At 35.3% G+C, this 13,749-nt stretch carries 13 protein-coding genes; 1 reads left to right on the top strand and 12 read right to left on the bottom strand.

Annotation, left to right across the window (positions count from 1 at the left end; all coding sequences use genetic code 11):
• Positions 1-59: 59 nt before the first annotated feature.
• Complete coding sequence (locus tag ACFSJE_RS10500; protein WP_379830926.1) at positions 60-1,304, top strand: DUF2264 domain-containing protein; 1,245 nt, start codon at positions 60-62, stop codon at positions 1,302-1,304.
• Here the strand turns inward: ACFSJE_RS10500 and ACFSJE_RS10495 are convergent.
• The 12 genes from ACFSJE_RS10495 to rfbB are packed head-to-tail and all read right to left on the bottom strand — an operon-like array spanning position 1,279 to position 13,712.
• Entirely contained in the window at positions 1,279-2,580 is a 1,302-nt protein-coding gene (locus ACFSJE_RS10495; protein WP_379830925.1) for an O-antigen ligase family protein, read from the bottom strand. The genes ACFSJE_RS10500 and ACFSJE_RS10495 overlap by 26 nt on opposite strands.
• Entirely contained in the window at positions 2,531-3,661 is a 1,131-nt protein-coding gene (locus ACFSJE_RS10490; RefSeq protein ID WP_379830924.1) for a glycosyltransferase family 4 protein, read from the bottom strand. The genes ACFSJE_RS10495 and ACFSJE_RS10490 overlap by 50 nt, the downstream gene beginning before the upstream one ends.
• Positions 3,651-4,901: a hypothetical protein gene (locus ACFSJE_RS10485; protein ID WP_379830923.1), complete on the bottom strand. Its 1,251-nt coding sequence runs from the start codon at positions 4,899-4,901 to the stop codon at positions 3,651-3,653. The genes ACFSJE_RS10490 and ACFSJE_RS10485 overlap by 11 nt, the downstream gene beginning before the upstream one ends.
• Positions 4,876-6,153, bottom strand: a complete 1,278-nt coding sequence (locus tag ACFSJE_RS10480; RefSeq protein ID WP_379830922.1) for a lipopolysaccharide biosynthesis protein — start codon at positions 6,151-6,153, stop codon at positions 4,876-4,878. The genes ACFSJE_RS10485 and ACFSJE_RS10480 overlap by 26 nt, the downstream gene beginning before the upstream one ends.
• Positions 6,137-7,330 carry a glycosyltransferase family 4 protein gene (locus ACFSJE_RS10475; protein WP_379830921.1) on the bottom strand — a complete coding sequence of 398 codons (1,194 nt, stop codon included), beginning with the start codon at positions 7,328-7,330 and terminating at the stop codon, positions 6,137-6,139. The genes ACFSJE_RS10480 and ACFSJE_RS10475 overlap by 17 nt, the downstream gene beginning before the upstream one ends.
• A gap of 49 nt (positions 7,331-7,379) precedes the next feature.
• Positions 7,380-8,066 carry a DNRLRE domain-containing protein gene (locus ACFSJE_RS10470; protein ID WP_379830920.1) on the bottom strand — a complete coding sequence of 229 codons (687 nt, stop codon included), beginning with the start codon at positions 8,064-8,066 and terminating at the stop codon, positions 7,380-7,382.
• Positions 8,045-8,971, bottom strand: a complete 927-nt coding sequence (locus ACFSJE_RS10465) for a GDP-L-fucose synthase family protein (RefSeq protein WP_379830919.1) — start codon at positions 8,969-8,971, stop codon at positions 8,045-8,047. Before ACFSJE_RS10465 ends, ACFSJE_RS10470 begins: the two co-directional genes overlap by 22 nt.
• Positions 8,961-10,127 carry a DegT/DnrJ/EryC1/StrS family aminotransferase gene (locus tag ACFSJE_RS10460; RefSeq protein ID WP_379830918.1) on the bottom strand — a complete coding sequence of 389 codons (1,167 nt, stop codon included), beginning with the start codon at positions 10,125-10,127 and terminating at the stop codon, positions 8,961-8,963. Before ACFSJE_RS10460 ends, ACFSJE_RS10465 begins: the two co-directional genes overlap by 11 nt.
• A gap of 6 nt (positions 10,128-10,133) precedes the next feature.
• A complete protein-coding gene (gene gmd / locus ACFSJE_RS10455) occupies positions 10,134-11,216 on the bottom strand; it encodes a GDP-mannose 4,6-dehydratase (RefSeq protein WP_379830917.1) in 1,083 nt (360 codons plus the stop codon).
• Between the two features lie 13 nt (positions 11,217-11,229).
• Positions 11,230-11,781: a dTDP-4-dehydrorhamnose 3,5-epimerase gene (gene rfbC, locus ACFSJE_RS10450; protein WP_379831557.1), complete on the bottom strand. Its 552-nt coding sequence runs from the start codon at positions 11,779-11,781 to the stop codon at positions 11,230-11,232.
• Positions 11,781-12,650, bottom strand: coding sequence for a glucose-1-phosphate thymidylyltransferase RfbA (gene rfbA / locus ACFSJE_RS10445; protein WP_379830916.1), 870 nt, complete (start codon positions 12,648-12,650; stop codon positions 11,781-11,783). Before rfbA ends, rfbC begins: the two co-directional genes overlap by 1 nt.
• 3 nt (positions 12,651-12,653) lie before the next feature.
• Positions 12,654-13,712: a dTDP-glucose 4,6-dehydratase gene (gene rfbB / locus ACFSJE_RS10440; RefSeq protein WP_379830915.1), complete on the bottom strand. Its 1,059-nt coding sequence runs from the start codon at positions 13,710-13,712 to the stop codon at positions 12,654-12,656.
• Positions 13,713-13,749: the final 37 nt, after the last annotated feature.

Genomic DNA, 13,749 nt, shown 5'->3' with positions numbered 1-13,749 from the left:
TTGATTTTTACATAAAGTTCATATTTTCAAAATTAAACCATCAAAATAATTATATATCCATGTTTAGAAGAAAATTCATAAATAACTTATCAGCTATGGGTCTAGGGGCATTTTTACCCGCAAATAATCTTAGTGCGAAAGAATTATTAGAAATCCCCTCTGGAAAGAAAGATAGAAAATACTGGGCCACATTACTGAATAAAATAGTTTATCCAGTATATTCCAATCTTGCAGAAGGCACTTTGGTACAAAATATGCCAATCTATTCACCCTCCATTTATGATGGCAGAAACAATGTTACTTATCTTGAAGCTGTTGGTAGGTCTACCGCCGGGGTTGCCCCGTGGCTGGCCCTTCCAGATGATGAGTCGAATGAGGGCAAGACGAGACTTATTTTGAAAAACTTATTTTTAGAAGGTATCTCCAAAGGAGTTGACCCAAATAGCCCAGATGTTTTAAACTTTGAAAAGGAAAGACAGCCTATTATAGACGCAGGGCATCTTGCCCATGGTTTATTGCGAGCTCCCGAAGCATTATGGGCCCCTCTTTCACAGGAGACAAAAAGAAGGTTGGTGAACAAATTCAAAGTCCTTAGGACTAGAAAAATACACAATAACAATTGGTTGATTTTTCGAGCGCTTACCGAATGTTTTCTTTTAGAAGTCGGCGAAGATTTTAAAAAAGAACCGATTGACCATGCTTTAAAAAGTTTTGAGGAATGGTACATTGGAGACGGTTGGTTTAAAGATGGCGTAAAGTTCTCTTTTAACTATTATAACTCATTTGCAATGCACCCCATGTTGGTAGATACACTACAAATACTTGTTAAACACGGTTTGGCACAACAGGAAACCTATGATTTAGCACTAAAAAGAATGATTCGACATTGTGTTTCGTTGGAAAGAATGATATCTCCCGAAGGAACTTTCCCTTTAATTGGACGTTCCATTACTTACCGAACAGGGGCATTCCATGCTCTAGCAATGTTGTCTTTGATGGAAAAACTTCCGGAAACAATATCCCCTACTCAGGTAAGATGTGCCTTAACCGCTGTGAAAAAAAATCTATTGGTGGATGAGATATTCGACCAAAATGGGTGGCTAAATCTAGGGTTTAAAGGAAAACAACCCAATGTTGCCGATTATTATACTTCCACAGGGAGTTTGTATATGACTACTTTAAGCTTTGTGCCCTTAGGTTTACCAGAAACCAATGAATTTTGGTCAGGGCCTTATACTGATTGGACCACAAAACTTGCATGGAGTGGAAAAGATTTTCCTAAGGACTTTCAAGTTCAATTTTAGGTTTTTTAACACCTACAAGTCTTAAAAGCAATGGAACCCAAATGGCATAAAAAATGATTCCATGATAGCGTATCAACATTGATTCGAAAAGCAAACCAATGGTCAATATCAAGAATGCATATAAAATGAACGAATCTTTAGAGACAACTAATCCAAGCGCCAAAGGAAAAATCAATGTTAGAAATCCTATTGCCCCAAGTTGAATCAACGTTTGTAGGTATTGATTATGAGCATTGTACTTATTATTAATTAGCGTAAGATAATTTTTGTCAACGTATTCAATGTAAAGCTCTTCGTTGGCATCGCCAATACCAAATCCAAATATTGGCGATTTTCTGATAAGTTGAATTGAGGTTGAATAAACCAATGCTCTTGATTGTTCAGAAGTTGTATAATTATATTTTTCCATAGAAAAGAAACCATCCATTCTATCATAAAAATTTTGAGACCTTGGATTCAAAAAAAAATATATAATTATAAGTGCCATAGCAACTAACCCTCTTTTCAACAATCGATTTGAACTTTTCGATTTGAACAAATAAATAATTAGAAGAATTCCTAAACACAGAAAAGCCGCTCGAGAAGCCAACATAAATAAATAGATAAGTAAAACAAATATTACCCATCTAACTTTACGAATATGTTTGTTGGTGACCAGATAAGAAGCGCAAATTAAAATATAGGTGGACAGATAACTTGGATGAACATGGCGCGATAGTTCCCCTCCAAAAAAATTATTGCCCCCATTTTTAAATGATTCCAGAAAAGAATGACCTCCGTCTAAAGATGTATCAATGAGTAGTCTTCCCTCATTGAAATAAATCGAATTGTTGGCAGCTATTATAAGGTTAATTAAAAAAGAAACCAATAGGCCCATAATCATTGCGAATACAAGCTTCTCCGCCCGTTCCCAACCTATATGAACCATTAAAAAAATTAGTGGCAAAAAAAATAATGGAATAGACCTTGTTAGCAATCGTACTCCGGTATCCAAATCAAAGGAATAGCTTAAGCTGATTAACATTATGATGAACAAGAGTGGGTAGCACATTATCGCGATATTCTTCAAGGACCATTTTACCCTAAAATGTTGAATAGAATATATAATTCCCAAGGGAATGGATCCAATCAAAAAAACATTTGATGGAAAAATCCCTAAAGGCAAACAAAACAAGCCCAAAGTCAATAATGTCCAAAAGCTGCTGAGAATTTTCCCTTCCTCTGATTCAATGAACAGCGCCCTTATAAATTGAGATATATTTTTCAGTTGATTCATCCCATGTAAATTTTCGTGAAGCTGCGATTGCATTCTTTGAAAGCTCTTGATAATTTAATTCAATATGATGAACAGCTTCTATAATTTCTTTTGTTGAATCTGGATTGACGGCCATCCCAACTTCACCTTTTTCAAAGTATCCATCTACTCCTTCATTTTTACAGTATATTATAGGTAGCCCTTGACTCAGTGACTCAATATATACAAGGCCAAAAGTCTCTTTGATTGATGGCATAACGAATGCATGGCATTGTGAATATACTTTTAAAAGGTCATCAAAGCTTGTTATTTTGCCATGAAATTTCACGTTTTCTGGTGGTGCTTTCTGCGCTTCTAACATAAAACCTCCTTCGCCAACAACATCTAAGTGATATTCCGAATGTGAATTATTATTAAGCTGCTCCACTGCTTTCAATACGATATCCAATTTCTTCCTTTTAACTATTCTGCCAACATATAACAATTTAAATGGGCTTGTTCTTTCCTTTTGTTTCAATTGAACATTGAACCATTTGGAATCAATTGCGTTTGGGATGATGGAAATTTTGCCTTTTATCGCATTCGCGAAGGACTTTTGGAGGTATTTCTCTTCCAAAATGTGAACATAGGAATGATTAATAAAAATAACTCTTTCTGCTTCTTCCATTATCTTATTTCCAAATCTTCTTAGATGGATCATTTTTCCGAAAAAAGTAAAGATATCGGATGCTCTGACACTCACTACGTAAGGGATACCATATTTTTTTTTCAATTTGTACGCTACACCACCATCACTAAACAAAAAATGAGCGTGGACTAAAGAAACTTTTTTTAAGTCTATTTTTTCCTCAACATCTCTCGTTACCAGATTTATTTTGTTAAAATATCTAAGGCGAAACAGTAAGGAGCGCTTTAAAATATAAGAGTAAAAATATTCAACATTTTCAATGGTTGAGTCTTTGTTCCAATCGATTTTATGTTTCCATTTTAAGGGAACATAAACTATTTGATGAAAACCTTGCTCAGACAAGTTTCTTACAAGATTTACGTAAATTTTTTGATCCGCAAAGTCATTTGAGATTTGCAAGAGTTTACCCTTCATAGTCTTTGTTTAAGAACAAAAATGCAAAAAACAAAAAGAAGATAAGTCCATGTGTCAACATCAACACACTTAAAAAGGACGTGTTTATATAGTAAATATATACAAAGACAAGTCCAAAAAACACAGGTTTAATTTTTATAGATTTAAGCAACAAAAAGATGAAAGCAATAACCATTGATTCCAAAAAGATTCCAAGATATCCAAGCGAAAAAAAACCTTCTGTAACAATACCAACATTTGCGCTCATTCCCTCTTTTTGTAATATAACCTCTCCAACGAACATGTTTGGAGGCCTATCAAATGGATAGTTGAAAAAAAGCTCTCCTAAAAAGTTATGACTCCAATAAAGTTGATTGTCCGCAAAGATTTCATAATAATAGTTGTCAAGCATCGCTGGAACAAATAATGTTCTTCTTACCAATGAATCAACCAAAAAAACGTTGTCAGTTGCCCAAAAAACAAGCAAGCCAAAAAAGGTTAAGAAAAAAAACAAATATAACATGATGTATACTTTGTCAAGGTAAGTTTTGCCCAAGTAAAATAAAATTGCAGCTATCATCCCAATAAAAATACTTTTCAGTGCACCAACCAAAAAGATGAAACTTATCATAAACAAGCTTAAAACAACTAACCAAACTTTTCTTCCAAGTAACCCTATTATTAAAAGAGATGGTAATATTACTCTAGACAGTGGCGCGCGCAAATAGCCAAAATATTTGTCATCAAACTCCCTGAAATAGAGCCGGCTTTCATAAATGTCCTGCAAAAGAAAATTATTAAAATTGACATGACCAGAATAACGGATGAAAATGGGAAAGAACAGCAGTAATGTGGAAACAAGAATAATATTCAATGGTTTCCCTTTAACATTGACCTTTCTAATGTTTAGTTTTATGAATGAAAAAACATATAATACCAACAAAAAAATAGTATTGCCGATAAGCGGTCCAATCAATCCGTTGCTATATTGATAATAAACTATTTGACCAATAATAAAGATGAGAAAAGAGATGTGCCAAACGGCATAAAAGAATGGATCTTTAATTGTTGCCCCTAAAACAACAAGTACAAGAAAGACCACTGTTCCAATAAGTAATTTATGGAATATGGGCTCACCAATAAAACCCATGTAATCAAAAACATCTTTGATAATAATATTATAAACCAGACTAATAAGCAAAAAGACTATTAGTTCTAAAAAAAGGACGTTTTTTCTATTGTGTTTTATTATTGTTTTCAACTTGATATTTGTACGCTTGATAAATAATTATTCCCCCATAAATTAAATAAAATAGGACTATTAGTATAGAATAAACCAATATGTACTGTTCAATAGATTTATAGTTTAAAAAAAACAAAAAGGCTATTGCCACAAATTTACCAAGCTCCCATGCCGAATTTATTTTAAACTTTTTTAGTGCTATCAGAACTTTTCCTAATGGGGAAAATATTAACATTGAAGAAGATGCGTAAACAAGTGTTTTTGCATATTTTCCTGATGTACCCCACTCTTTACCTCCTATCAATTCAAAAATTTGTTCTCCAAAACTCTCGATTAAGACTATAAATACAATGGACATTAGGGATAGGATAACAATCAAACTTATCAGTAATGATAGTATTTTTTTTCCTCGAATTACCATTTGGCTAATCCTTTGAAAAACAACCTGGGAAACCGCCAAGGATATAAAAACAGATGGTATAGAAAGAATTTTTTGAGTAAACTCAATAAACCCTACTTGTCTTATATCAAATTTAATAAGAATTAAAAATGTTAAAGATCCCAAAACAAAAGTGTTCAATATGTTGGGCGCTAAAGTATATATTGGAAGTTCCCGATATTCTGTTGCTAAATCTTTAATCTTTGTTTTGCTTACAAGTCCAATCGGCGAAATTTTTTTAACCTTCCAAAAAGAGTATATGGCTTGAGCTAAATTACCAAGCAAATCACCGAAAACAAGTCCGTTAGAATATTTAGCAAGCCCAGAAACATATTGGGTCGCCCCTTCAAAAAATCTCCTTGATATTTTGTTTGTAGAAGAAAGTGTAAATTTCTTTCTTCTAATTAGATACATGTTGAATGCATTAAAAACAGAATAGAAAAGAACACTAAACGGTAGAATAATTAAAGCCGTTCTTGATAATGGCAGTTCAACAAAAAATCCAACAAAAATACTTGCTATGAGAGACATTAGAAAAACAAAGAGCGCCAAAAAAAGGCATAAATAAACTAATTGTTTGGCATCGGAGTCTTTTTTTGGAAGCAAAATTGCGTTCTCATATTTAAAGCACGAAAAGGCAACAATAATTGAAAACGTCTTTAAAAAAACATCATATGCCCCAAATTCTTCAGGGCTGAACATTCTTTTAAGTACCGGTTGAAGTAAAAATGGAATTAGTTGGGCCAAAATAACCCCAAAAGAAAGTATAAAGATGTCCCTCCCTATTCCATCTGATGCATCAAATATTCTTTTATTAATTTTTTTTAGCATCGAACACCTCTAAATATTTCTTTTTAGCTGATTTCCACGAATACATTTCTTTTGCTTTTTTAATATTCGATGCTATTTGTATTTTGCAATCCTCACTATTAAAGAATCTATCAATTTTTTTTATAAAATCATCTTTAATGTTAAGATCAGCCACTAATCCAACACCACTGTGCTGAACATATCTGCCTATTTCGCCAGAATTTGAAACTATAGCGGGTAGCTCAAACTCTCTTGCCAGTGATAAAGGTCCACTTTGTGATCCCGACTCGATATTATAGGTTAACAATAATAAATCACTTGCGCTATAATAAAGAGCCATTCTTTCTTCAGAAATATAATCAATCTCCAATTTGTAGCTCTTCAAATTATATTTGTCAATCCAGTTTTCTATATCCTTTCTTGTCACCGAAGCTTCTGAACCAACTATCACCAGTAACACCTTTGTATCAACCTGTGCAATACTTTTAATCAAAAACTCAATGTTCTTATCCTTTCTTAGCATTCCAAATGACATAACAACATTGTCCTTAGAGGAAATTCCTAGCTTTTTCCTTGCCGCTTCCTTGTTTATCGGATTAAAAGGTATAGAGCTTGGGTACTGAATGACGTGCACTTTGTCTTTGGGGATTTTCAAATAAAATTCAATTTTTTCTTTGATAAAGTCGCCATTGACCACTACTCCTTCAATATCATTAGAAATAAAGCTATTGAACATTTTTTTAAAGATGGACTTATACGCAGTATATAAAACATTTTTAGATTCAAACTTTGCACTATGTATCCATAAAAATATTCTTGTGCCTTTTCTTTTTAGCCCATCAATTAGAATCTTCAAAGGAATCACATCATAATCCATAATATAAACCAAGTCACCATTATCGATTAAATCGGATTTTATGACTTTTCTATAGTATTTGGCAGACAATAGTTGCTTGAAAATGGCCCTAAAATACGATGCGAAAAAAGAGTATCTATTAAAGTTTTGTGCCTCAGTTCTTTTATAATCAACACCCGTATATGTTATTTGAATTCCTTCAGGAGCTTCTATTTCGGAATTTGTAGCCAAGTGAAGTACAATATTGTAATGGCCCATAAGTTCATAACAGAAATTTCTAACATACTCTTGACCATGGCCTTTTGATGCATACATCGCCGAAACCAAATGAAGTTTTTTCATTAGTTCATATCTTTTTCAATTATTCTTTATGGAACTGTTTTTGAATTTTTTAAAAATAACTATGATAAAAAATTTGCAGTTCCGGTCTTTTTGAGGTTTTATCAGTATCACTTGAGTAGAAATTCAATCTTTTTCCTGTTTGGTCTTCCTCTAAAAATCTAATGAGAAATCCAAAGTTTCTATAATCTCTTGAAAAAAACCCATCTGTAAAACTTGTCACATCTATTTTAATGGAGTCTTTGTGGTTTGACATATCACTTTTTATTGTTACTACATCAACCGTGTCGACTTTTGGCTGTTTGCTCCAGGTTACCCTTTCATCAGACCATGGCTCAACAATTCTAAGAACTTGAAAATCTACTTGTCCATAATCTTTTCTTCCATTAGAATAAAGATAAATGTGAGCTGAGTCCACTTTTGAAACCAGAGACAAATCAGCCAAATCAAAGTATATGAGTATACGATTATCGTCAATTAAACTATCGTTTTTTATCCTAGATATCAAATGTAAATGTTCAAGCCTAGAATAATTTTGAGAAGGATATGCCCGCGCAATAATAGCATCTTTTGAACTTTTTCCATTTGGTTTTAAAACCGCAACCTTTTGTTCATAAGAACTACAGCTAATAAACAAACAGAAAACTGAAAGGCAGCCTAAACTTTTTATAACGTTTCTAAAAAAGTTAGATGTAATGTCTGTTTTAGACTTTAGAGCTATTTCTGTGTTAGAAACCATTTGTATGTTTTATCCAATCCTTCCATCAAGGATATTTCATGGCTCCATCCGAGGTTGTGAATCTTAGAATTATCCATAAGTTTTCTTGGCATGCCATCAGGTTTTGAGGTATCTTTTATAATTTCTCCTTGAAACCCAACTATTTCTTGAACCTTAACTGCAAGTTCCTCAATACTTATATCTTCACCAGAACCGATATTAATGTGGGCGGGGTCATTATAATTGGACATTAGAAACAAACATGCTCGTGCAGCATCATCAACATACATAAATTCCCTTCTAGCTTTGCCAGTACCCCAGATAACAACATTTTTTGCATTTGTGGTCTTTGCTTCATGAAATTTCCTAATCAAAGCAGCAATAACATGGGAATGATCCGGATCAAAATTATCATTCTCTCCATAAAGATTTGGAGGCATAGCTGATACAAAGTCGGCTCCATATTGTTTATTATAGTACTCACAGAGCTTAAGTCCCATTATTTTGCCCAAGGCATAGCCTTCATTCGTTGGTTCCAATTTACCATCCAAGAGATATTCCTCTTTCATTGGTTGAGGGCATAATTTGGGGTAAATGCATGAGCTCCCCAAAAACAACAACTTTTTAACTTTTGCCTTGTATGCTGAATTGATGACATTAGCATTTATCATCACGTTATCGTATAAGAACTCTGCAGGGGAAGCAATATTGGAACCTATTCCACCAACTTTGGCGGCAGCTAAGAAAACATAATCCGGTTGTTCCGCGGCAAAAAAGTCTTCAACCTCACTTTGGTTTTTTAAATCCAGTTCGGAAGATCTTTTACCTAAAACATTTTTAAAGCCTTCATTTTGTAAGGCCCTCACTATTGCTGAACCTACCATCCCTGAATGTCCGGCAACATAAATTTTTGAATCAAGATCCATTGAACCTTTCTAATATTTCAATTAATAAATCAACTTTATCATAATTTGGCTTTGAATGGTTTCCTACAAAAAATCCTTGATTATGGATATAGTCCGCATTTTCCAAGGAGCCAAATATTTCGTAATCCAAAAACTCAATAGCTTTATTCCTGGTAAAATTTCCAGCAACAATTGGTCTTACATCTATTCCCTTGTGGGTCAAAACTTTCAATAATTCCTCCCGCTTCCCAATGTTTTTATCTGTAAGTAAAATTGCGAAACCGAACCACGAGCTGCTTCCAACTTCCGCTTGAGTGCAGTATCCTTTTAGTCCTTCAATTTTATTCTTAAAGTAATCCGCGTTCTTTCTTCTTTGGGCAATTATTGAGTCAAGCTTTTTTAGTTGCTCAATGCCCAATACTCCTTCCATTTCCAAAGGCCTTAGATTATATCCCGGCATAATGAAATTAAAACTTTCGTAAAATTCATCCTCCTTCTTTTCATAGATGTTACTCTCTTTTGGGAGATGTCTAGTCCACCCGTGAGATCGTATTGAAAGCATAAAGTGGTACAAGTCTTCATCATCAGTTACGGTAACCCCTCCCTCCATTGTACAAATATGGTGCGAGTAAAAAGTGGAGAAGGTGCCCATTAAGCCATATGTTCCCAATTGTCGACCATTATAACTTGCACCCATTGACTCGCAATTGTCTTCAATTAAAATAAGATTGTTTTCATGGCACAACTCCAATAATTTGTCAAACTCATTGGGGTTTCCCAAAAGGTTTACGGCAAAAATGGCCTTTGTTTGTTTTGATATTGCTTTTTTTAAGCTTTCTACATCAATATTTAAAGTTCTGCGGTCAATATCTACGAACTTCAGTTTTAACTTGTGCTGGGCCAGAGGAAAATATGTTGTGCTCCAAGAAACTGCAGGAACTATTACCTCGTCTCCCTCTTTTAACCTTTTTGAATATACTAATGCGGCAATGGCCAACAAATTGGCTGAAGAGCCCGAGTTTGACATTACTGCATATTTGGTGTTGAACTTTTTTGCAAAAAAGCTTTCAAACTCCTTTACTTTTTCACCCATGGAAAAAAAACCAGACTCGATGACAGATTGCAAAGCCTCATATTCCTTGTCATCCCAAGTATTGTCAGATAATGTATATTTCATATGTATTTAATCAAATGCTTGTTTAATAGTGAATTCCCGTTTGGCCAATTTAAGGTCATGTGCAACCATTATTTTAACCAATTCTTCAACTGGTGTGTTGTTAGGATTCCAACCCAATACTTTTTTTGCCTTTTCTGGATTCCCCAACAGCGTTTCAACTTCAGCTGGTCTAAAATATTTACTGTCAACTTCAATCAACACTTTTCCGGATTTTTTATCCACGCCCTTTTGGTCCAGTCCAGAACCTTCCCAATAAATTTCTATTCCAACCTCTTTAAAAGCCAATTCGCAGAAATACTTAACAGAAATTTGCTTTCCAGTAGCAATTACAAAATCCTCCGGCTCATCATGTTGAAGCATTAGCCACATACATTCTACATAATCCTTGGCATAACCCCAGTCTCTTAGAGAATCTAAATTGCCCAAGTATAGTTTTTCCTGTTTGCCAATAGCTATCCGAGCAGCGGCAAGAGTTATTTTTCTCGTAACAAATGTTTCACCTCTTCTTTCAGATTCATGATTAAACAGTATTCCGTTTACAGCAAACATACCATACGACTCCCTGTAGTTTTTTGTTATCCAGAAAGCGTACATTTTTGCTACACCATATGGGCTTCTAGGATAAAACGGGGTGCTTTCTGATTGAGGAATTTCCCTCACTTTTCCATACAGCTCGGACGTTGAGGCTTGATAGATTCTTGTGTGTTTTTCCAATCCACAAATTCTTATTGCTTCTAACAGCCGCAGGGTTCCAACAGCATCCGTTTCAGCAGTATATTCTGGTAAGTCGAAGGAGACTTTTACATGGGATTGGGCCGCTAGATTATAGATTTCATCTGGACGAATTTTCTGAACAAGTCTTATTAAGTTTGATGAATCGGTCATATCGCCATAATACAATTGTATTTTCCTTTTAGCATGTAAATCCCGAATCAGCTCTTCAATATATAAATGCTCAATCCTTTCGGTGTTGAATGATGAGCTTCTCCTAATTATACCATGAACCTCATATCCCTTTTCTAAAAGAAATTCTGCCAAAAACGAACCATCCTGACCTGTAATTCCAGTAATTAAAGCTTTTTTAGTCATATTCAATTTTTATCTACATATTTTGTTTGAGCAAATTAAAACCATACGCTTCTGTGTCTTTTTTAGAAAGTTTTAATTGAGCCATTTCTATTTTCCATTCAATTCCTAGGATGGGGTCATTATAAAATATACTATTTTCAGCTTCCTTTTTATAGAAATTATCACACTTATAAAACACTTGGGCGGACTCGCTCAATGTCAAAAAACCATGTGCAAAACCTCTTGGTATAAATACCTGCTTTTTGTCCTCATCGCTTAATACAATGGACAAATGCTTGCCAAAAGTGGGGGATTCTTTACGCAAATCTACCACAACATCTTGGATTTTGCCCCGTAACACCGACACCAATTTGGCTTGGGCATATTCCCCTTTTTGAAAATGCAGGCCGCGAAGCACCCCTTTCTTTGAAAAGGACTGGTTATCCTGTACAAAGGACACCTCTCTTCCTATGGCTTCGCAAAAATTCTTGTGGTTATAACTTTCAAAGAAATAACCCCTTTCATCCTCAAATATCTTGGGCTCTATGATAAAACACCCTTTTAAGTTGGTTTCTGTTGCCTTTATCATATTTCCTTATTCAAAATACCCAAAAGGCGCTCGCCATAACCACTTTTTAGTAGGGGTTGGGCCAATTCCTTAAATTGACTTTTACTTACATAGCCCATTTCATACGCGGCCACCTCTATAGAACCGATTATCATACCCTGTCGTTCCTCAAGTACTTCTACAAATTGCGATGCTTGCATCAAGGCTTGGAATGTCCCTGTGTCCAACCACGCTGTTCCTCGATCCAGAATGGATACATGAAGTTTGCCTCGTTTCAGGTATTCTTTGTTCACATCCGTTATTTCCAACTCCCCTCTTAGGCTTGGTTGTATGCTTTTGGCAATGGAAACAACGTCGCTATCATAAAAATAAATGCCAGGGACCACATAATTGGATTTAGGTGCTTTAGGCTTTTCCTCAATGCTAATGACCTTTCCTTCTTCATCAAACTCAACTACACCATAACGTTGGGGGTCGTTCACTCTATATGCATAGATAATTCCTCCGTTCGGGTCATTATTGGATTGCATTAGACTAGCAAGTCCAGTTCCGTAGAAAATATTGTCGCCCAAAATAAGCGCCACCTTATCCTTTCCTATAAACTCCTCCCCAATAATAAATGCCTCAGCCAATCCATTCGGACTTTCCTGTGCCGCATATGAAAATGAGCATCCATAATTTTTACCATCCCCCAAAAGTTCTTTAAATAATGGAAGGTCTTTTGGGGTTGAAATGATGAGAATTTCCTTAATACCAGCGTACATTAGAGTAGAAAGCGGATAATAAATCATTGGCTTGTCATAAACAGGCATCAATTGCTTGCTCACCGATAAGGTAAGTGGGTGCAATCTACTGCCGGTTCCTCCTGCCAAAATGATTCCTTTCATTTTCTACTGCTGATATTGTTTTTTATAATATTCTCTATAGTCGCCCGAGGTAACATGCCTCAACCATTCTAAATTGTCAAAATACCAATCAATGGTTTTTTCAAGGCCTTCCTCAAAGGTTACGGATGGTTTCCAACCCAACTCTTTGTAAATCTTGGATGCGTCAATAGCATATCTCAAATCGTGTCCTGGACGATTTTTTACAAAAGTTATCAATTCTTCAGACGTGCCCTCCAATTGGTTGAGTTTTTTGTCCATCACCCGGCATAGCACTTTTGTCAAATCAATGTTCCTCCACTCATTGAAGCCTCCAATATTGTAGGTCTCTCCCCTTTTTCCGTGATGAAAGACCAAATCAATGGCTTCGGCATGATCTTTCACATATAGCCAATCCCGAGTATATTTGCCATCGCCATATACCGGCAACGGCTTATTATGTATGATATTGTTGATGAACAATGGAATCAATTTCTCCGGGAATTGATTCGGGCCATAATTGTTGGAGCAATTGGATATTACGTATGGCAATCCGTATGTTTCCCCATAGGCTCTTACAAAATGGTCCGAACTTGCTTTGGAGGCAGAATAAGGAGAGTTTGGACTATACGGAGTGGTTTCAGAAAAAAGTCCCTCTTTCCCCAATGCTCCATACACCTCATCTGTGCTTATATGGTAAAATATGAAGTCTTGATTGTTGTTGGCCAATTCCAAAGACGCGCTCAAGAGGTTTACAGTCCCCAGCACGTTGGTCTTTACAAATGATAGGGGTTCAGTAATGGAGCGATCAACGTGCGATTCGGCAGCTAGATGAATCACCCCATCAAACTTTTTCTTGGAAAACAAATCGCTTATAAAGTCACTGTGGGTGATGTCTCCTTTTATTAAAGAGTAGTTCGGAGCATCTTCTATGTCTTTAAGGTTTTCTAGATTTCCCGCGTAGGTGAGCGCATCAAGATTGTAGATTTGGTATTCCTTGTAGGTGTTAACAAACCGTCTAACAACATGGGAGCCTATAAACCCAGCACCTCCGGTAATTAAAATATTCTTCCGAGTATTTTCCATTCAAGCTGTGTTAATACCTCCCTTATTCATGCCAATA

Origin of the sequence: Flagellimonas iocasae (assembly GCF_042682725.1) — a bacterium.
Taxonomy (GTDB): Bacteria; Bacteroidota; Bacteroidia; order Flavobacteriales; family Flavobacteriaceae; genus Flagellimonas; species Flagellimonas iocasae.
This window is presented reverse-complemented; position numbering and strand designations above follow the sequence as displayed.

Bases quoted from the DNA above. Each gene is read 5' to 3' on its own strand.
- ACFSJE_RS10475 (WP_379830921.1), bottom strand. From the start codon at position 7,330: ATGAAAAAACTTCATTTGGTTTCGGCGATGTATGCATCAAAAGGCCAT.
- ACFSJE_RS10460 (WP_379830918.1), bottom strand. From the start codon at position 10,127: ATGAAATATACATTATCTGACAATACTTGGGATGACAAGGAATATGAG.
- ACFSJE_RS10490 (WP_379830924.1), bottom strand. From the start codon at position 3,661: ATGAAGGGTAAACTCTTGCAAATCTCAAATGACTTTGCGGATCAAAAA.
- ACFSJE_RS10465 (WP_379830919.1), bottom strand. From the start codon at position 8,971: ATGGATCTTGATTCAAAAATTTATGTTGCCGGACATTCAGGGATGGTA.
- gmd (WP_379830917.1), bottom strand. From the start codon at position 11,216: ATGACTAAAAAAGCTTTAATTACTGGAATTACAGGTCAGGATGGTTCG.
- rfbA (WP_379830916.1), bottom strand. From the start codon at position 12,650: ATGAAAGGAATCATTTTGGCAGGAGGAACCGGCAGTAGATTGCACCCA.
- ACFSJE_RS10500 (WP_379830926.1), top strand. From the start codon at position 60: ATGTTTAGAAGAAAATTCATAAATAACTTATCAGCTATGGGTCTAGGG.
- ACFSJE_RS10480 (WP_379830922.1), bottom strand. From the start codon at position 6,153: ATGCTAAAAAAAATTAATAAAAGAATATTTGATGCATCAGATGGAATA.
- ACFSJE_RS10495 (WP_379830925.1), bottom strand. From the start codon at position 2,580: ATGAATCAACTGAAAAATATATCTCAATTTATAAGGGCGCTGTTCATT.
- rfbB (WP_379830915.1), bottom strand. From the start codon at position 13,712: ATGGAAAATACTCGGAAGAATATTTTAATTACCGGAGGTGCTGGGTTT.
- ACFSJE_RS10470 (WP_379830920.1), bottom strand. From the start codon at position 8,066: ATGGTTTCTAACACAGAAATAGCTCTAAAGTCTAAAACAGACATTACA.